19 protein-coding genes are annotated in these 16,766 nt (G+C 59.8%); 10 read left to right on the top strand and 9 right to left on the bottom strand.

All coding sequences use genetic code 11. The features are described 5' to 3' along the window. Window positions 1-104 precede the first annotated feature (104 nt). Complete coding sequence (locus V8689_RS29595) at window positions 105-1,409, top strand: MFS transporter (protein ID WP_032894350.1); 1,305 nt, start codon at window positions 105-107, stop codon at window positions 1,407-1,409. 32 nt (window positions 1,410-1,441) lie between these two features. On the opposite strand, the gene V8689_RS29590 is transcribed toward V8689_RS29595, so the two are convergent. From V8689_RS29590 to trpB, 3 genes are all read right to left on the bottom strand, one after another. Then, window positions 1,442-3,100 carry an FAD-dependent oxidoreductase gene (locus tag V8689_RS29590; RefSeq protein ID WP_150073522.1) on the bottom strand — a complete coding sequence of 553 codons (1,659 nt, stop codon included), beginning with the start codon at window positions 3,098-3,100 and terminating at the stop codon, window positions 1,442-1,444. A gap of 327 nt (window positions 3,101-3,427) precedes the next feature. Then, the gene (gene trpA / locus V8689_RS29585) at window positions 3,428-4,237 is read right to left on the bottom strand and encodes a tryptophan synthase subunit alpha (RefSeq protein WP_044270232.1); all 810 of its coding nucleotides are present in this window, start codon (window positions 4,235-4,237) and stop codon (window positions 3,428-3,430) included. Continuing rightward, a complete protein-coding gene (gene trpB / locus V8689_RS29580) occupies window positions 4,237-5,463 on the bottom strand; it encodes a tryptophan synthase subunit beta (protein ID WP_014716306.1) in 1,227 nt (408 codons plus the stop codon). The genes trpA and trpB overlap by 1 nt, the downstream gene beginning before the upstream one ends. 109 nt (window positions 5,464-5,572) lie before the next feature. Between trpB and V8689_RS29575 the strand changes: the two genes are divergently transcribed. Beyond that, window positions 5,573-6,469 carry a LysR family transcriptional regulator gene (locus V8689_RS29575; RefSeq protein ID WP_056790691.1) on the top strand — a complete coding sequence of 299 codons (897 nt, stop codon included), beginning with the start codon at window positions 5,573-5,575 and terminating at the stop codon, window positions 6,467-6,469. 8 nt (window positions 6,470-6,477) lie between these two features. Here V8689_RS29575 and V8689_RS29570 read toward each other — a convergent pair whose 3' ends face one another. Continuing rightward, entirely contained in the window at window positions 6,478-6,804 is a 327-nt protein-coding gene (locus V8689_RS29570; protein ID WP_003187304.1) for a DUF883 family protein, read from the bottom strand. Between the two features lie 157 nt (window positions 6,805-6,961). Here V8689_RS29570 and V8689_RS29565 point away from each other — a divergent pair, with 157 nt between their 5' ends. Together V8689_RS29565 and V8689_RS29560 are read left to right on the top strand one after the other, a co-directional pair. Beyond that, window positions 6,962-7,177, top strand: coding sequence for a dodecin (locus tag V8689_RS29565; RefSeq protein WP_005783406.1), 216 nt, complete (start codon window positions 6,962-6,964; stop codon window positions 7,175-7,177). A gap of 116 nt (window positions 7,178-7,293) precedes the next feature. Further along, window positions 7,294-7,521 (top strand): DUF1161 domain-containing protein, encoded by a 228-nt coding sequence (locus V8689_RS29560; RefSeq protein ID WP_034134138.1) that lies wholly within the window; start codon window positions 7,294-7,296, stop codon window positions 7,519-7,521. A 57-nt stretch (window positions 7,522-7,578) separates the two neighbouring features. On the opposite strand, the gene V8689_RS29555 is transcribed toward V8689_RS29560, so the two are convergent. Continuing rightward, complete coding sequence (locus tag V8689_RS29555) at window positions 7,579-8,580, bottom strand: LLM class flavin-dependent oxidoreductase (protein WP_034129211.1); 1,002 nt, start codon at window positions 8,578-8,580, stop codon at window positions 7,579-7,581. Between the two features lie 220 nt (window positions 8,581-8,800). On the opposite strand from V8689_RS29555, the gene V8689_RS29550 reads away from it, so the two are divergent. Then, on the top strand, window positions 8,801-9,232 hold the full coding sequence (locus V8689_RS29550) for an OsmC family protein (protein WP_003187311.1): 432 nt from the start codon (window positions 8,801-8,803) through the stop codon (window positions 9,230-9,232). Between the two features lie 211 nt (window positions 9,233-9,443). Further along, window positions 9,444-9,683, top strand: coding sequence for a DUF1161 domain-containing protein (locus V8689_RS29545; RefSeq protein ID WP_056790688.1), 240 nt, complete (start codon window positions 9,444-9,446; stop codon window positions 9,681-9,683). A gap of 1 nt (window position 9,684) precedes the next feature. On the opposite strand, the gene V8689_RS29540 is transcribed toward V8689_RS29545, so the two are convergent. Further along, on the bottom strand, window positions 9,685-10,107 hold the full coding sequence (locus V8689_RS29540) for a hypothetical protein (RefSeq protein WP_056790685.1): 423 nt from the start codon (window positions 10,105-10,107) through the stop codon (window positions 9,685-9,687). 109 nt (window positions 10,108-10,216) lie between these two features. On the opposite strand from V8689_RS29540, the gene V8689_RS29535 reads away from it, so the two are divergent. Further along, the gene (locus V8689_RS29535; protein ID WP_056790681.1) at window positions 10,217-11,260 is read left to right on the top strand and encodes an aminopeptidase; all 1,044 of its coding nucleotides are present in this window, start codon (window positions 10,217-10,219) and stop codon (window positions 11,258-11,260) included. A gap of 95 nt (window positions 11,261-11,355) precedes the next feature. Here V8689_RS29535 and V8689_RS29530 read toward each other — a convergent pair whose 3' ends face one another. Continuing rightward, entirely contained in the window at window positions 11,356-12,015 is a 660-nt protein-coding gene (locus V8689_RS29530) for an HAD family hydrolase (RefSeq protein WP_056790678.1), read from the bottom strand. Continuing rightward, a complete protein-coding gene (locus V8689_RS29525) occupies window positions 12,012-12,554 on the bottom strand; it encodes a gamma carbonic anhydrase family protein (protein ID WP_044270245.1) in 543 nt (180 codons plus the stop codon). The genes V8689_RS29530 and V8689_RS29525 overlap by 4 nt, the downstream gene beginning before the upstream one ends. Window positions 12,555-12,655: 101 nt before the next feature. Between V8689_RS29525 and prlC the strand changes: the two genes are divergently transcribed. Together prlC and V8689_RS29515 are read left to right on the top strand one after the other, a co-directional pair. Beyond that, a complete protein-coding gene (gene prlC, locus V8689_RS29520) occupies window positions 12,656-14,707 on the top strand; it encodes an oligopeptidase A (protein WP_056790675.1) in 2,052 nt (683 codons plus the stop codon). Then, the gene (locus tag V8689_RS29515) at window positions 14,704-14,979 is read left to right on the top strand and encodes a YheV family putative zinc ribbon protein (RefSeq protein ID WP_010207776.1); all 276 of its coding nucleotides are present in this window, start codon (window positions 14,704-14,706) and stop codon (window positions 14,977-14,979) included. Before prlC ends, V8689_RS29515 begins: the two co-directional genes overlap by 4 nt. A gap of 108 nt (window positions 14,980-15,087) precedes the next feature. Here the strand turns inward: V8689_RS29515 and V8689_RS29510 are convergent, their stop codons facing one another. After that, a complete protein-coding gene (locus V8689_RS29510; RefSeq protein WP_056790671.1) occupies window positions 15,088-15,738 on the bottom strand; it encodes a dual specificity protein phosphatase family protein in 651 nt (216 codons plus the stop codon). A gap of 275 nt (window positions 15,739-16,013) precedes the next feature. Between V8689_RS29510 and V8689_RS29505 the strand changes: the two genes are divergently transcribed. After that, window positions 16,014-16,766 carry a gluconate 2-dehydrogenase subunit 3 family protein gene (locus V8689_RS29505; protein WP_003187325.1) on the top strand — a complete coding sequence of 251 codons (753 nt, stop codon included), beginning with the start codon at window positions 16,014-16,016 and terminating at the stop codon, window positions 16,764-16,766.

Raw genomic sequence — 16,766 nt, 5'->3', positions numbered from 1 at the left:
TGGGTCAGCCAGCACATGGGTAACTGACCTATTGCTATCGCAGGCAAGCCAGCTCCCACATTGAGCGCGTTCCTTCCTCAACAAATATAAAAAGAGGCACCCCCATGCACCCTGAATCCCTCACCGGGCAGGCTTCTTTAGTCACGCCTAGCAGAAAGCGCTTTTTCATCATGGTGCTGCTGTTCATCACCGTGGTCATCAACTACCTCGACCGCAGCAACCTGTCGATTGCTGCGCCGGCGCTGACCAGCGAGCTGGGGATCGACCCGGTGCAAGTCGGGCTGATTTTCTCCGCCTTCGGCTGGACCTACGCCGCCATGCAAATCCCGGGTGGCTGGTTGGTAGACCGGGTGCCACCGCGCATTCTCTACACGGCGGCCCTGCTGCTGTGGTCGATTGCCACCGTGATGCTCGGTTTCGCCGCCAGCTTTATCGCGCTGTTCGTGCTGCGCATGGCCGTGGGCGCGTTGGAGGCACCGGCTTATCCCATCAATAGCCGCGTGGTCACCACCTGGTTTCCCGAGCGCGAGCGCGCCACGGCTATCGGCGTCTACACTTCTGGGCAATTCGTCGGCCTGGCGTTCCTCACTCCGGTACTGGCGTGGCTGCAACATCAGTACGGCTGGCACATGGTGTTTGTGGTAACCGGTGGCGTCGGCATCCTATGGGCCGCGATCTGGTACGCGGTGTACCGCGAGCCCAAAGATTTCAAAGGCGCCAACGAAGCCGAAATCCAGCTGATCCGCGATGGTGGCGGGCTGGTGGACATGCAGGCTAAAACCGTCAAGGCACCTTTCAGCTGGACCGATCTAGGCATTGTGCTGAGCAAACGCAAGCTCTGGGGCATCTACCTGGGCCAGTTTTGCCTGAACTCCACGCTGTGGTTCTTCCTGACCTGGTTTCCGACGTACCTGGTGAAATATCGCGGCATGGACTTTATCCAGTCTGGCTTGCTGGCCTCCTTGCCGTTCCTCGCCGCGTTTGTGGGTGTGCTGTGTTCGGGGGTGTTTTCCGATTGGCTGATTCGCCGTGGGGCGTCGGTGGGCTTTGCGCGCAAGTTGCCGATCATCAGCGGGCTGCTGATTTCCACGGCGATCATCGGGGCCAATTATGTGGACTCCACGGGGTGGGTCATCGCGTTTCTGGCGGTGGCGTTTTTCGGCAATGGCCTGGCGTCGATCACCTGGTCGTTGGTGTCGACCTTGGCGCCTGCCCGTCTGCTGGGGCTGACCGGCGGGGTGTTCAACTTCATCGGCAACCTGGCGGCGATTGCCACGCCTATCGTGATTGGCTTCCTGGCCAGTGGCTCGTCCTTTGCGCCGGCCATTACCTATATCGCGGTCTTGGCGTTGCTCGGCGCGCTTTCCTACATATTGCTGGTAGGCAAGGTCGAGCGGATCGAGCTGTAAAAAGGGCGACCTTCGGGTCGCCCTTTTTCGTTCTACGGCACCGACATCTCGTTACGAAATACATTGTGCGGGTCCCAGCGCTGCTTGGTACGGCGCAAGCGGCTCTCGATCATCAGGTCGGGAAAGAAGATCTTGTACCACTGGGGGTTTTTACCGTTGGCCGGATTACCGCCTGCGTAGGTCATGTCGAGGTCGGGATAATTGATGTAGCAGCCTTCGAACGCGTTGTTGAGCGGCACGCCTTGAGCATCGGCAAACGCATTGACGTACAGCCCACGGATCCAGTCGGCATGGGCTTGATCCGCGGCCGCGCTGTCGCCGTGCCAGTAACATTGGGGTTGCCACTTGAGGAAGGACGAACGCTGGGCGGCCGACGACTCCTTGCGCACGGGCGCGCTGGCGGCGTTGATCTGGCCGCCGAAGGACTGGATCTGGATCAGGCTTTGTGTCAGGTGGTTGTCAGGGTCTGGCCAGGTCAGGGTAGTCCAGATGGCCTGTAGCACTTGAGGGCTGAACTCTCCTTTCTGGTAGGCCGACTTATAGCGCCCGCGCTGGTTATCTCCCGCGCCATTCAAGGTTTGCTGGCACACCAGCCAATCCAGGCGCCGGGTCGCAGCTTGGGCGGATGACACTGAGTCGATGGGGCGCCCGCGAGCTGTGCCAGGCGGCAAATGGACCACATGAAACGGCACCAGCGACTCGGTGGCAGGCAAACCGATGGCCGTGAGCATCTTGTCGACAAAATCATCGAAGGGCGCACGGTCGTTCAGCTCGCCCTCCTTGTCCACATAATGGATGCCCAGGGTGATATTGCCCGTGTGCTCGTGGCGCATTTCCAGTTTGGTTGCCAGGCCCCAGGTGTCCGGGTTGCTCTGATGACTGGCGAACCATAGCTGGTAAGCCACCAGCAGATTGTTTAGTGCATCCTGGGTCAGTACTGACCAGTCCCATTCCAATACCAGCCACAGTACTTCTTTGGGGGCCGGTGGCAGGTCCTTGAAGTAATAGCTGGTGATAATGCCGAATTGACCACCCCCAGCACCGCAGCACGCGGCGAACAGGTCCAATTCGTCCTGTTGGGTGCTGTCCCTGCTGACATGGCGCGGTTCGAGCCCTTTGCCTTGGCTGTCAGGCACCAGGATATCGACCCCACTGAGCCAGTCGCACACCAGTCCATACTTGCGCGACAGCAACCCGTAGCCGCCGCCGCAAATGTGCCCGCCTAATCCGACCGAATAACATGAGCCCCCGGGCAAGGTCTTGTTGGCCTGCTTGTACAACGCGCTATAGCTGTCCCAGATCTGGCTGCCGGCCTCCAGGCGAAAGTGGTAGCGGAAGGGCTGCGTCGGGCTCAGTTCAGAGCCAATCTGCCCGCTGGCGTCGTACACCACTTGGCTCAGCGCGCTGATATCCAGGATCGACAGCACCTCATCCGGGCTGTCGGGCATCTTGTTGGCGACAAATCCTTCATAGCAATGACCGCCGCTGCGTACGGTGATGCGTCCATTGGGCAGGGCCAATGCCTGGGCGGCGGCGTCCATGATGTCTTGGGGGCTGCGGCACAGGTAAATCAGGTTGGCGCCATTGGGCGAGGACTGACCCTGCAGGTTGCCCAAGGGCCAGCGCAGGTTGAAGCCCTTTTGCAGGCTTGAGTGACGACGGTCTGAAACAGTGATGAGATCAAATGCCATGATGTACTCCTAAGAGCCAAGAATGACTTCTGATGCGGCTAACTTAACGACCGAGGGGCAAGGACTGCGGGGCTTGCGAAGGTGGTTAGACGGCAAAGGGCACGAAGTGCGTTAAAAGGAGAGACGCGATGCCTAGCCTTGTGTAGGAGCGAGCTTGCTCGCGAAAAACGTCAACGATAACGCGTGCTCGCTGAATGAACGCGGCGCCCGTAAGTTTTTCGCGAGCAAGCTCGCTCTTACACATTAGGCGAGATGCCCGCCTCCTTCTAAAGCCTAGCGTATAAGTCGGTGATATTTAGACGGTCTGATCACCGACCGAACAGGCAGTTACTTGCGTGCGTTGCGCACACCTTCCGACAGCGCCGCGCACAGGGTCAGCACGCCATCAATGGCTTGCTGGTCGTTCTTGGCCGTGGCGATGTGATCGATCAGCGCCGAACCCACTACCACCCCGTCCGCCAGGCGTGCGATGGCCGCTGCCTGCTCTGGTGTGCGGATACCAAAGCCGATGCTGATCGGCAGGTCGGTATGGCGGCGCAGGCGGGTCACGGCTTCTTCGACGTGTTCCAGGGTGGCGGCACCGGCCCCGGTTACACCGGCGACCGACACGTAATACACAAACCCGGAGCTGCCATTGAGCACAGTAGGCAGGCGCACGTCATCGGTGGTTGGCGTGGTCAGGCGGATAAAGTCGATGCCTGCGGCCTGGGCCGGGTCGCACAGCTCGCCGTTGTGCTCTGGCGGCATGTCCACCACGATCAGGCCGTCGACGCCGGCTGCCTTGGCATCGGCAATGAACTGCGACACGCCATATTTGTGGATCGGGTTGAAATAGCCCATCAACACCAGCGGCGTGTCGTTGTTGTCCTGGCGGAACTCGCGAACCATTTGCAGGGTTTTCAGCAGGTTCTGCTTGGCGCCCAGGGCGCGGATATTGGCCAGTTGAATGGCCGGGCCGTCGGCCATCGGGTCGGTGAAGGGCATGCCCAGTTCTATCACGTCGGCACCAGCGGCCGGCAAGCCTTTCAGGATCGCCAGCGAGGTGTCATAGCCGGGGTCGCCAGCGGTGACGAAGGTCACCAGGGCGGCGCGGTTTTGTTCTTTAAGTTGCGCAAAGCGGGTTTGCAGGCGGCTCATCAGTGTTTCTCCTGCTTGGACTGTTCCATATGGTGCATCACGGTCTGCATGTCTTTGTCACCACGGCCCGAGAGGTTGACCACCATCAGGTGATCCTTGGGCAAGTTTGGCGCGCGCTTGAATACTTCAGCCAGGGCGTGGGCGCTTTCCAGGGCAGGAATGATCCCTTCCAGGCGGCAGCATTTGTGGAAGGCTTCCAGGGCTTCGTCGTCAGTCACCGAGGTGTACTGGACGCGGCCGATGTCATGCAACCAGGCATGTTCCGGGCCGATGCCGGGGTAGTCCAGGCCTGCGGAAATCGAGTGGGCGTCGATGATCTGGCCGTCGTCGTCCTGTAGCAGGAAGGTGCGGTTGCCGTGCAGCACGCCGGGTACGCCGCCGTTGAGGCTGGCGGCGTGCTTGCCGGTTTCAATGCCATGGCCGGCTGCTTCAACACCGATGATTTCGACGCTGGTGTCATCCAGGAACGGGTGGAACAGGCCCATGGCGTTGGAACCGCCGCCGATGCACGCCACCAGGCTGTCCGGCAGGCGGCCTTCCTGGGCTTGCAGTTGGGTACGGGTTTCCTTGCCGATCACGGCCTGGAAGTCACGCACCATCGCCGGGTACGGGTGTGGGCCGGCCACGGTACCGATCAGGTAGAAGGTGCTGTCGACGTTGGTGACCCAGTCGCGCAGGGCTTCGTTCATGGCGTCTTTGAGGGTGCCGGTGCCGGCGACCACGGGGATGACTTCGGCGCCCAGCAGCTTCATGCGGAACACGTTGGCCTGCTGGCGCTCGATGTCGGTGGTGCCCATGTAGATCACGCATTGCAGGCCAAAGCGCGCCGCCACGGTTGCGGTGGCCACGCCGTGCATGCCGGCGCCGGTCTCGGCGATGATGCGTTTTTTGCCCATGCGCCGGGCCAGCAGGATCTGGCCGATGCAGTTGTTGATCTTGTGCGCGCCGGTGTGGTTGAGCTCTTCGCGCTTGAGGTAGATCTTGGCGCCGCCGCAGAACTCGGTGAGGCGTTCGGCAAAGTACAGCGGGCTTGGGCGTCCGACATAATCACGCTGGAAGTAGGCCAATTCTTCGTTAAACGCCGGATCTACCTTGGCCGCTTCGTATTCACGGGCCAGGTCGAGGATCAACGGCATCAGGGTTTCAGCGACGTAGCGGCCACCGAACGCACCAAACAGGCCGTTGGCATCAGGGCCGTTGCGTAGATCGGTCTGGGACTGAGTCATGGGACGCTCCAGGAAAGAATGTGTTTAAAGGCAATGACGGTCACTCTACGCGTGACGCCTTGGCCTGAAAACCGATAAGATCGCCGCAACCTGTCAGGAAAACTCACAGATGAGTCGCGACCTTCCTCCCCTCAATGCCTTGCGCGCTTTTGAAGCTACCGCTCGCCTTAACAGTGTCAGCCAGGCTGCGGAGCTATTACATGTGACGCACGGCGCCGTGAGCCGCCAGTTGAAAGTGCTGGAGGAGCACTTGGGTGTGAGCCTGTTCGTCAAAGATGGGCGCGGCCTTAAACTCACAGATGCGGGTGTAAGGCTTCGCGATGCGAGCGCGGAAGCTTTCGAGCGTTTGCGCGACGTGTGCGCCGAATTGACTCAGCGCGGCGCCGATGCACCTTTCGTACTCGGCTGTTCAGGCAGCTTGCTGGCGCGCTGGTTTATCCCTCGGCTAGGGCGGTTGAATGCCGACTTGCCGGATTTGCGCCTGCACCTGTCGGCGGGCGAAGGCGATCTGGACCCGCGCCGCCCTGGGCTGGATGCCTTGCTGGTGTTCGCTGAGCCGCCGTGGCCAGCGGATATGCAGGTATATGAGCTGGCCAGTGAGCGTATCGGCCCGGTTATGAGCCCACGCTTCGCCGATTTTGAACAGCTGCGCCAGGCTCCGGCGTCGGCACTGGCCGAGCAAGTTTTGCTGCACACCACTTCAAGGCCGCAGGCCTGGCCCAGTTGGGCACAGCAACACGGCATCGAGCCCGGCGCGTTGAAACTCGGCCAAGGGTTTGAGCATTTGTATTATTTGCTGGAAGCGGCGGTTGCCGGGTTGGGCGTGGCCATTGCGCCAGAACCGCTGGTGGCAGAAGACTTGCGAGCGGGTCGCCTGGTGGCGCCGTGGGGCTTCAGTGAAACCCCGGCGCACCTGGCGTTGTGGTTACCCAAGCGCGCCGCGGATGGGCGCGCCGGGCAGTTGGCGCAATGGCTCAAGGCTGAGCTGTTGCGCCAACCGGTTTAACCGGTCAATCAGTCACCGCGCTTGCACAGCAGGTAAGCCGCCAGCAGGCCCAGTGCGCCAACGGCGACGCCAGCGGTCGTCCATGGATGCTCTTGAGCGTAGTCACGGGTGGCAGCGCTGGTTTCACGGATTTTGACTTTGCTTTCTTCGTAGGCGTCGCTGATCAGGTGACGAGAGTGCTTGAGCGCGTTCTCGGCATTGCTTTTCAAGGCCTTCAGCGTTTTGCGCGACTCATCGGACGCGTCGTCCTTGAGGCTCTCCAGAGATTTGAGCAGGCTCGAAATCTCGGCTTCCATGCTTTCCAGCGACGCTTTGCGTAAAGAAGTGTTGGCCATGTGGACATCTCCTGAAGTGATTGAGTGGCGTGTGTAGATACCGACTGCGCCGGTTTCAGAAAGTGCAGTAATTCTGAACTTTCGCCTCCCAACGGTCGCCTGAAGCAGTACGCACATTCGCTGCTAGTCTTGATTGACGACCTAAAGGAGAAACGCCATGAGTGATCATCACACGTACAAGAAAGTCGAACTGGTAGGCTCTTCCACCACCAGCATCGAAGACGCGATCAACAATGCCCTGGCTGAAGCCAACAAAAGCATCAAGCATCTGGAGTGGTTTGAGGTGACCGAAACCCGTGGTCACATCAAGGATGGCAAGGCTGCGCACTTCCAGGTCACGCTCAAAGTGGGATTCCGCATTGCCAGTAGTTGATCGGCAGAGTTGAACTTTGCCCGCTGGCCGATTGCCATAACCTGCGCTACAAACAACGGGTGCCGACGCGATGAGCGTCGGCACGCTCTTTTTGATCAGCGCAAGGAAAGTAACGGATGAAGACGTTTCTGTTGGCGGTAGGGTTGTTGAGCATTGCGGGTACCGCTATGGCGGCGGGCAAGCCTTGTGAAGAGCTGAAAAGCGAAATTGCCGCGCAAATCGACGCCAAGGGTGCTTCGGGGTATTCGCTGGAAGTGGTGGACAAAGGTGCTACGCCAAGTGACCACAAAGTAGTTGGCACTTGCGAAGGTGGAACCAAGGAAATTGCCTACAAGCGCGGTTAATCTCGTGTTGTGGATATAAAAACCGACGCAAGTGCGTCGGTTTTTTTCGCCTGAATTTCAGCCCTTCATCACTTGTGCAAGCAGCTCGTAGGAATGAATCCGATCGGCGTGCTCGTACAGGTCACTGGTAAAAATCAGCTCATCGGCGCCGGTCTGCTCGATCAACACCTCCAGCTTGCCGCGAATCTTCGCCGGGCTGCCCACCATGGCCAGGCCGAGGAAGCTGCCAACCGCGTCTTTTTCATGGGGCAACCACAGGCCGTCCATGGTTTTGACTGGAGGGCGCTGCACCAGGCTCTGGCCGCGCATCAACGCGAGAATACGCTGGTACACCGAGGTGGCCAGGTAATCGGCCTGCTCATCGGTGTCGGCCGCCACCAGCGGAATGCCGAGCATCACGTAGGGCTTATCCAGCACTGCTGAAGGCTTGAAGTGATTGCGATACACGCGAATCGCCTCATGCATCAAGCGCGGTGCGAAATGCGAGGCGAAGGCGTAAGGCAAGCCCCGCTCACCGGCCAATTGCGCACTGAACAGGCTCGAACCCAACAGCCACACCGGCACATTGGTGCCGGTGCCCGGTACCGCGATAACCCGTTGGTCGGGCGTACGTGGGCCCAGGTAGGCCATCAACTCGGCCACATCTTCGGGGAAGTCATCGGCACTGCCGGAGCGTTCACGGCGTAGGGCGCGGGCGGTCATCTGGTCGGAACCGGGGGCGCGCCCCAGGCCCAGGTCGATACGGCCAGGGTAGAGGCTTTCCAGGGTGCCGAACTGCTCGGCGATCACCAGTGGCGCGTGGTTAGGCAACATCACGCCGCCGGAACCCACGCGGATGGTCGAGGTGCCGCCTGCCAGGTAACCGAGCAGTACCGAGGTGGCCGAACTGGCGATACCGTCCATATTGTGGTGCTCGGCTACCCAGAAACGGTGGTAGCCGAACTTCTCCACATGCTGGGCCAGGTCCAGGGAATTACGCAGCGACTGCGCCGGGCTGCCGTTGGCGCGTACGGGCACCAGGTCGAGGGTCGAAAATTTTACGTCGGACAGCGATTTCATAAGCCTGCTTCTCCAATAGGGCGCACAGGCTTTTGTAAACGAGCCAAAACCTGCCGCTGCATGTGCATGTTCTATGCAATGAGGGCATATACCCGAGATTCAATAGGAGGGTCTGAAATTTCCTACTGGATTGCTAGGTTTTTCCGACAAGATGAACTTTGCCGTGGCGTCTATCCTCAGAACCCTTACCGACGCAAAACCACCGTTCGAGGAGAAAGCTATGAGTATCGTTAAAAAGGCATCCGCGCATTGGGAAGGCGACCTGAAGACTGGCCTGGGCTCCATTTCCACGGAAACCGGCGTGCTGCGCGAAGCGCCCTACGGCTTCAAGGCCCGTTTCGAGGGCGGCAAGGGTACCAACCCTGAAGAACTGATCGGCGCAGCTCACGCAGGCTGTTTCTCCATGGCGTTCTCCATGATTCTCGGCGACGCTGGGCTCAAGGCTGACAGCATCGACACCCAGGCTGAAGTGACCCTGGACCAGGTCGAGGGCGGCTTTGCGATTACAGCAGTGCATCTGATCCTGAAGGCCAAAATCCCAGGCGCAAGCCAGGCGCAGTTCGATGAACTGAGCAAAAAGGCCAAGGAAGGGTGCCCGGTGTCCAAGGTGCTCAATGCAACCATCACCTTGGATGCCACGCTGGTCAACTGACACAGCAGTCATCTTATGTGGGAGCGGGCTTGCTCGCGAATGCGCAGTGTCAGTCACCAAAGATATCGGCTGATCCACCGCATTCGCGAGCAAGCCCGCTCCCACATTTTAGTCCTGCGTTAAATTAGAACTCGTGTTCGAAAAATGTGGTCGAATAGCCCATGCAGCCTAGGCGCACACTCGTGCGCAGCGCATTCAGGGAGCTCCACACATGAAACGTTTTGCCTTGGCAATCATCTGCGGCGTATTGGCCACTTCGGCCGTGGCCGCGCCAAAAGATTGTGAAGAGCTCAGGAAAGAAATCGAAGTGAATATCCAGGCCAAGGCGATTCCGTCCTACACCCTGGAAATCATCACCGCCGAAGAAGCCAAGAACCATGACGAAGCCATGATTGTTGGTTCTTGCGAAAACGGCACCAAGCGCATCCTCTACCAAAAGAACAACGACTGACTCAGATGCAATTCACGCTGCGCTCTTCGGCCAATAACTGGCGGCTTGAGTCGTACAGCCGAATGTTGGGCGTGAACGCCAGTGAGCGCCCCTCCAGCACATAGCGCTGGCCGGCCTGAAAGTGGTCGTACTGCAGCGTCATGAAGCAGGTGCGATACATCATCTGGCTGAGGCCACCCAAACCGCCGCCGGCGGGCACTTCAAAGTCAAAGCGCACCATCAGCTCATGAGGGCCGGGAGGCATTTGAAAAAAGCGCCCGTCGTCGAGGTTTTTTCCGTCCAGGCGCTGAGCCATCACCAACTTGGAACCCGGTGTTGGCGTGGTGAAATCGACCCAGGCCTGCTGCGGGTCCACAGGGGGGATGGGGGTATAGGCGCAAGCGCTGAGGAGCACAGCGGCGAGGGGAAGCACAAGCTGGCGCATGGCAGGTACTCAACACGAAGAGAGGCTTGAGTATAAACACGCCACGCCGTGGAAAAATCCCCTGCAAGCGCGATAGTCTGGCGAACCAATCTCCCAGGAGCTGTCAGGCATGATCAGACGTTTTCTTCCAGGGCTGATGGTTGTGCTGCTCAGCGGCTGCTCCAGTGTCAGTTATTACAGCCAGTTGGCGAGCGGCCAGTGGCAGCTGTTGCGAGCCCGGGAGCCGGTTGCCGAGGTCATCGCCGACCCTGCTCGCCCGCCAGTGCTGCGCGAGCATCTGGCTCAAGCGCAGAAAGCCCGAACCTTTGCCAGTGAACACCTGCATCTGCCTGACAACCAAAGTTATCGGCTGTACGCCGATATCGGCCGACCCTATGTGGTCTGGAATGTCTTCGCCACGCAGGAATTTTCTCTGTCCCCACAGAACCATTGCTTTCCCATCGCCGGGTGCGTCGCCTATCGCGGCTACTACAACCAAGGCGCGGCGCGCGGCGAAGCGGCGCTGTTGCGGCAACAGGGCATGGACGTGTCGATCGGTGGCGTGGAGGCCTATTCCACCCTGGGCTGGTTCAACGACCCGATCATGAGTTCGATGATGAGCTGGGGCGATGAGCGCCTCTCCACGCTGATCTTCCATGAGCTGGCCCACCAGCGCTTCTACGTGAAGGACGACACCGAGTTCAACGAGTCCTATGCCAGTTTTGTCGAGCAGGAAGGCACCCGACAATGGCGTGCGGCGCGGGGCCTGGCGCCTGTCGGCGATACGGCGTTGAAGCAACGCGATCAATTTATCCGGCTGATTCTCGATACCCGTAAACGCCTGGAGACGTTGTACACGCAGCCGTTGGCAGCGGACGCCATGCGCCGGGCCAAAGCGGCGCAATTCGAACAGTTGCGCAGCGAATACCGGCACCTGCGCGATAGCCAATGGGGTGGTGACAAGCGTTACGACGCCTGGATTAACCAGCCGATGAACAATGCCCGACTGTTGCCGTTTGGGTTGTATGACCAATGGGTGCCAGCGTTTGCGGCGTTGTTTGCGCAGGAAGGTGGGGATTGGGTGAGGTTTTATGCGGCAGTGGAGCGGTTGGGTGGGTTGCCGGTGGAGCAGCGGAAAGCGGCGTTGAGGCAGTTGGAGAGGGTTGGCCGTTAGGGCCTTATCGCAGGCAAGCCAGCTCCCACAGTTGACCGATTTTCAACATGAGGATGCGGTCAACTGTGGGAGCTGGCTTGCCTGCGAAATCGCTCTTAAGACCGCTGCAAAAACGCCTGGTGCATCTGGTCTAACGTCTCGAAATGCCAGGTCGGTGCCTCGGCATGCAGCTCTTCAAAACTACCAAACCCATACCCCACGGCGACCGAATCCAGCCCATTACTGCGTGCCCCGATCAGGTCATGCTTGCGATCACCGATCATCAAGGTGGTGGCCGGGTCCAACCGTTCTTCATGCATCAAATGCGCAATCAATTCCACCTTGTTGGTACGAGTGCCGTCCAACTCGCTGCCGTAGATCACCTTGAAGTGCTTGGCGAAGTCGAAATGCCGCGCGATCTCGCGGGCAAATTCCCACGGTTTAGAGGTGGCGACGTACAGCTGGCGCCCTTGGCTGTTCAACTCTTCCAATAACGGCATGACGCCGTCGAACACGCGGTTTTCATACAGGCCGGTAACCTTGAAGCGCTCACGGTAGAAATTCACCGCCTCCCATGCCTTGGCCTCGTCGAAGGCGTAAAACTGCATGAACGCCTGCAGCAAGGGCGGACCGATGAAGTGTTCGAGCTTGGTCAGGTCGGGTTCATCAATGCCCAGTTTGGCCAGGGCGTACTGGATCGAACGGGTAATGCCCTCACGCGGGTCGGTGAGGGTGCCGTCCAGGTCGAACAGGACGGTGGGGTGATGCAGGGTCATTGATCGAATCCTTCGGCCAGGTGCAGGTCTTTGAGCTTCACGTAGTTCGCCGCGCTGTAGGTGAAAAAGGCGCGCTCTTTGTCAGTCAATGCGCGAACCTGTTTAACCGGGCTGCCCACATACAAAAAACCGCTGTCGAGTTTCTTGCCTGGCGGCACCAGGCTGCCGGCGCCGATGATCACGTCGTCTTCGACCACGGCGCCATCCATCACGATACTGCCCATGCCGATCAGGACGCGGCTACCCACGGTGCAGCCATGCAGCATGACCTTATGGGCGATGGTCACGTCGTCGCCGATCAGCAGCGGGAAACCCTCAGGATTGAACGGCCCGGCGTGGGTAATGTGCAGCACGCAGCCGTCTTGCACGCTGGTGCGCGCACCGATGCGGATGCGGTGCATGTCGCCGCGAATCACTGTCAGCGGCCAAACCGAGCTGTCAGTGCCGATTTCGACGTCGCCGATCACCACCGCCGAAATATCGACAAACGCCCCGGCGCCGAGGGTTGGCGTGTGGTTCTGATAGGTGCGAAGGGTCACGATAGCCTCTCTCTCTTCTGCTGATAGCTGCGGTGGGTGTTGATTGTAATTAAGATGGCCCCATCTTTGTTCTACATGTTTCTTCAGCCAAGGTGCCCACCGTGAGCGCGAACAACCCTCTTTTGCAGTCCTACGACCTGCCGCCGTTCTCGGCGATCCGTGCCGAGCACGTGCAGCCGGCCATCGAACAGATCCTCGCCGACAACCGCGTGGCAATCGCAGAGATCCTGCAAAGCCAGGGTAAAAATCCGACGTGGGCGGGCCTGGTCCTGGCCATGGACGAACTCAATGATCGCCTCGGTGCGGCCTGGAGCCCGGTCAGCCACCTCAATGCCGTGTGCAACAGCGCCGAACTGCGCGAAGCCTACGAGGCGTGCCTGCCGGCCTTGAGCGCCTACTCCACCGAAATGGGCCAGAACCGTGAGCTGTTCCAGGCCTTTGAAGCCCTGGCCAACAGCCCGGAAGCTGCCGGTTTCGATGTGGCGCAAAAAACCATTCTGGAACACTCCCTGCGTGATTTCCGCCTGTCGGGCATCGACTTGCCGCCGGAGCAGCAAAAGCGCTACGCCGAGGTGCAGAGCAAGCTGTCTGAGTTGGGCAGCAAGTTCTCCAACCAGTTGCTGGACGCCACCCAGGCCTGGACCAAGCACGTCACCGATGAAGCCACCCTTGCCGGCCTGACCGACTCGGCCAAGGCGCAAATGGCCGCTGCCGCCCAGGCCAAGGGCCTCGACGGCTGGCTGATCACCTTGGAATTCCCCAGCTACTACGCCGTCATGACCTACGCCCAGGACCGTGCCCTGCGTGAAGAGGTGTACGCCGCCTACTGCACCCGTGCGTCGGACCAAGGCCCGAATGCCGGTCAGAACGATAACGGCCCGGTGATGGAACAGATCCTCGACCTGCGTCAGGAACTGGCCCAATTGTTGGGTTATGCGTCGTTCTCCGAGCTGAGCCTGGCCACCAAGATGGCCGAGTCCAGCGACCAGGTGTTGAGCTTCCTGCGTGACCTGGCCAAGCGCAGCAAGCCGTTTGCCGCCCAGGACTTGCAACAGCTCAAGGCCTATGCCGCCGAGCAAGGCTGCCCTGATCTGCAAAGCTGGGACAGCGGTTTCTACGGCGAAAAACTGCGAGAGCAGCGCTACAGCGTTTCCCAGGAAGCCTTGCGCGCCTACTTCCCCATCGACAAAGTGCTGGGCGGCCTGTTTGCCATCGTGCAACGCCTGTACGGCATCGAGATCGCCGAGCTTAAAGGCTTCGACACCTGGCACCCGGATGTTCGCTTGTTCGAGATCAAAGAGAGCGGCGAGCACGTCGGGCGTTTCTTCTTCGACCTGTATGCCCGCGCCAACAAGCGTGGCGGTGCCTGGATGGACGGCGCCCGCGACCGCCGCCGCACCCTGGATGGCGTGTTGCAAAGCCCCGTCGCCAACCTGGTGTGCAACTTCACTCCGGCCGACAGCGGCAAGCCTGCCCTGCTGACCCACGATGAAGTCACCACCCTGTTCCACGAATTCGGCCATGGCCTGCATCACCTGCTCACCCGCGTGGAGCACGCCGGTGTATCCGGTATCAACGGTGTGGCGTGGGACGCGGTGGAACTGCCGAGCCAATTCATGGAGAACTGGTGCTGGGAGCCTGAAGGCCTGGCGCTGATCTCCGGCCACTACGAAACCGGCGAGCCCCTGCCCCAGGACCTGCTGGAGAAAATGCTCGCGGCGAAAAACTTCCAGTCCGGCCTGATGATGGTGCGTCAGCTGGAGTTCTCGCTGTTCGACTTTGAGCTGCACGCCACCCATGGCGATGGTCGCAGCGTGGCCCAGGTGCTGGAAGGCGTGCGCGATGAAGTCTCGGTGATGCGCCCGCCGGCCTACAACCGCTTCCCCAACAGCTTCGCGCACATCTTCGCCGGCGGTTATGCGGCGGGTTACTACAGCTACAAATGGGCGGAAGTGCTGTCGGCGGACGCGTTCTCCAAGTTTGAAGAAGACGGCGTGCTCAATGCCCAGACCGGGCGTGCGTTCCGTGAAGCCATCCTGGCGCGTGGCGGTTCCCAGGCGCCGATGGTGCTGTTCGTCGACTTCCGCGGACGCGCGCCGTCGATTGACGCACTCTTGCGCCACAGCGGCCTGAGTGAGGACGCGGCAGCATGAGTGAAGGGCCTGTGATCACCAAAAAGCAATTTATCGCCGGGGCTGTCTGCCCGGCGTGCAGCGAGCCGGACAAATTGAAGATGTGGACCGAAGACAACGTGCCGCACCGCGAGTGCGTGGCCTGCGGGTATACCGATACGCTCAATGATCAAGGCCTGTCGGTGCCCAAGGAATTGGGCACAAGGGTCAATACCTCCGCGTTGAAAGCCCCGGCGGACCCTAAAGTGCAGGCAGTGCAGTTCTTCCCAAACCCGAAGCTGAAAAAAGACTAACCCCGCACCCCCTGTAGGAGCGAGCTTGCTCGCGAAAAACGTTAACGATAACGCGCGTTATCCTGGATAAGCGCGGCGCTGTTGAGTTTTTCGCGAGCAAGCTCGCTCCTACAGTTTTTTCTCTTGCTGGCCCGTTGTGGTGATCCAGTCTTTCATTGAGCACAACGCAAACGCGCTGGTGCTGCAATCCCCATTTGCTAAAGCTATGCGCAACTTGTCGACATCGGCTCTCATCATGTAGCGAACGCCGTCCTTGAAACCATTGCTGCTGCCAAAGCCGCCCAAGGTCATTTCGTTCAGCGCGTCCTCCTTGCTCCACCCCTGCACCACCACCCGATACATCGCTGCCATCAGGCCGGTGCGGTCGGCGCCATGCTTGCAGTGCATCAACACCGGGCCATCGGCCTCTGCTGCCTGAATCGCCCTGATCGCCGCCAGCACGTCGGAATCGTCGACGTGGTTGGTGCGATAACTCAACTGCACCTGTTTGATATCAGATGATTGGAGCCACTGCGCATCAGATTCCGGCAGGAAGTTGATGACCGTAGCGATCTTGAGCGTTTGCAACAGGGGCAGCGCACGCTCGTCCGGCAATGCACTGCGATAGAGCGTGGGTGTCATTTGATGCAGGTTGTATTGGTGACCCACCGGCTGGGCCCATTCCGGCGAGCGGATCGACGCAGCCTCATCGGCTTGTACGGTGTTGAGCAGGCTCATGAGCGTCAGGCCGAGAACGAGCAGTATGCGTGTGTTGAACATGAACGTTGTGACCGAGGGAGGAAGTGGCTGATGGGCCACAGACTTGCTCAAGGCGGGTCAATACGGCGTGAGGTCCGCGTCAAAGAATCGTGATACTTGCGATCTGATCCGGTGTTTTTGTCGCCCAATTGACGCCGCTGAATTCTTAGCCTGCTATCATTTGTAACTAATGTTTGCCATTGTGCTGTATCTGCTTGGATCCAATTAGCCGCAAAGCCTTCACGCTGCTCCCAGAAGCGGCGGATAAACCCGTGACCACATGATGAGGTGTACCTATGTCTGATCAAGATCAAGACAACCCCCGGCGTGACTTTTTACGCAAATCCTTGACCTTGATCCCGGTGGTCACGGTTGCCAGCACCGGCCTTGGCGGTTCGATGTTGATGGCCACGCCGGAGCCTGCCCAGGCCGAGCCGGCCAAGCCTGCGGTCAGCGATAAAGCCTACGAGCCAAGCTATTTCACGGCCGAGGAATGGGCGTTTATCAACGCCGCCGTCGAGCGCTTGATTCCCGCTGACGCCCAGGGCCCAGGTGCCTTGGAGGCTGGCGCGCCGGAATACATCGACCGCCAGATGAACACCCCTTACGCCAGTGGCGCCCTGTGGTTCATGCAAGGCCCGTTCAACGCCGATGCAGCGCCGGAGATGGGCTGGCAGAGCAAATTGGTGCCCAAGGAGATCTATCGCCTGGGCATTGCTGCCACGGATGCCTGGTCGAAAGCGTTCAACGGTAAAGCTTTTGCTGCGCAAGACAGCGCTACCCGAGACGATATGCTGAGGCGTCTGGAGGCTGGCGGCAGTGAAGTGGCGGCGCACTTCGACGCCGTGCCGCCCAAGATGTTCTTCAACCTTTTGCTGCAAAACACCAAGGAAGGCTTCTTCTGCGACCCTATCCACGGTGGCAATAAAGGCATGGTCGGCTGGACCATGATCGGCTTCCCCGGCGCCCGCGCCGACTTCATGGATTGGGTGGAACGCAACGAGCAATACCCCTTCCCGGCTGTTTCCATTCGCGGCGAGAGGGCATAA

The organism is Pseudomonas sp. AK181, from assembly GCF_051122975.1.
Taxonomy (GTDB): domain Bacteria; phylum Pseudomonadota; class Gammaproteobacteria; order Pseudomonadales; family Pseudomonadaceae; genus Aquipseudomonas; species Aquipseudomonas lactis.
The sequence above is the reverse complement of the archived record's forward strand: the minus strand, read 5'-3'. Positions and strand labels throughout refer to the sequence as shown.

Excerpts from the sequence above, each read along its gene's own strand:
- V8689_RS29595 (WP_032894350.1), top strand. The coding sequence starts at position 105 with ATGCACCCTGAATCCCTCACCGGGCAGGCTTCTTTAGTCACGCCTAGC.
- V8689_RS29590 (WP_150073522.1), bottom strand. The coding sequence starts at position 3,100 with ATGGCATTTGATCTCATCACTGTTTCAGACCGTCGTCACTCAAGCCTG.
- trpA (WP_044270232.1), bottom strand. The coding sequence starts at position 4,237 with ATGAGCCGCCTGCAAACCCGCTTTGCGCAACTTAAAGAACAAAACCGC.
- trpB (WP_014716306.1), bottom strand. The coding sequence starts at position 5,463 with ATGACTCAGTCCCAGACCGATCTACGCAACGGCCCTGATGCCAACGGC.
- V8689_RS29575 (WP_056790691.1), top strand. The coding sequence starts at position 5,573 with ATGAGTCGCGACCTTCCTCCCCTCAATGCCTTGCGCGCTTTTGAAGCT.
- V8689_RS29570 (WP_003187304.1), bottom strand. The coding sequence starts at position 6,804 with ATGGCCAACACTTCTTTACGCAAAGCGTCGCTGGAAAGCATGGAAGCC.
- V8689_RS29565 (WP_005783406.1), top strand. The coding sequence starts at position 6,962 with ATGAGTGATCATCACACGTACAAGAAAGTCGAACTGGTAGGCTCTTCC.
- V8689_RS29560 (WP_034134138.1), top strand. The coding sequence starts at position 7,294 with ATGAAGACGTTTCTGTTGGCGGTAGGGTTGTTGAGCATTGCGGGTACC.
- V8689_RS29555 (WP_034129211.1), bottom strand. The coding sequence starts at position 8,580 with ATGAAATCGCTGTCCGACGTAAAATTTTCGACCCTCGACCTGGTGCCC.
- V8689_RS29550 (WP_003187311.1), top strand. The coding sequence starts at position 8,801 with ATGAGTATCGTTAAAAAGGCATCCGCGCATTGGGAAGGCGACCTGAAG.
- V8689_RS29545 (WP_056790688.1), top strand. The coding sequence starts at position 9,444 with ATGAAACGTTTTGCCTTGGCAATCATCTGCGGCGTATTGGCCACTTCG.
- V8689_RS29540 (WP_056790685.1), bottom strand. The coding sequence starts at position 10,107 with ATGCGCCAGCTTGTGCTTCCCCTCGCCGCTGTGCTCCTCAGCGCTTGC.
- V8689_RS29535 (WP_056790681.1), top strand. The coding sequence starts at position 10,217 with ATGATCAGACGTTTTCTTCCAGGGCTGATGGTTGTGCTGCTCAGCGGC.
- V8689_RS29530 (WP_056790678.1), bottom strand. The coding sequence starts at position 12,015 with ATGACCCTGCATCACCCCACCGTCCTGTTCGACCTGGACGGCACCCTC.
- V8689_RS29515 (WP_010207776.1), top strand. The coding sequence starts at position 14,704 with ATGAGTGAAGGGCCTGTGATCACCAAAAAGCAATTTATCGCCGGGGCT.
- V8689_RS29510 (WP_056790671.1), bottom strand. The coding sequence starts at position 15,738 with ATGTTCAACACACGCATACTGCTCGTTCTCGGCCTGACGCTCATGAGC.
- V8689_RS29505 (WP_003187325.1), top strand. The coding sequence starts at position 16,014 with ATGTCTGATCAAGATCAAGACAACCCCCGGCGTGACTTTTTACGCAAA.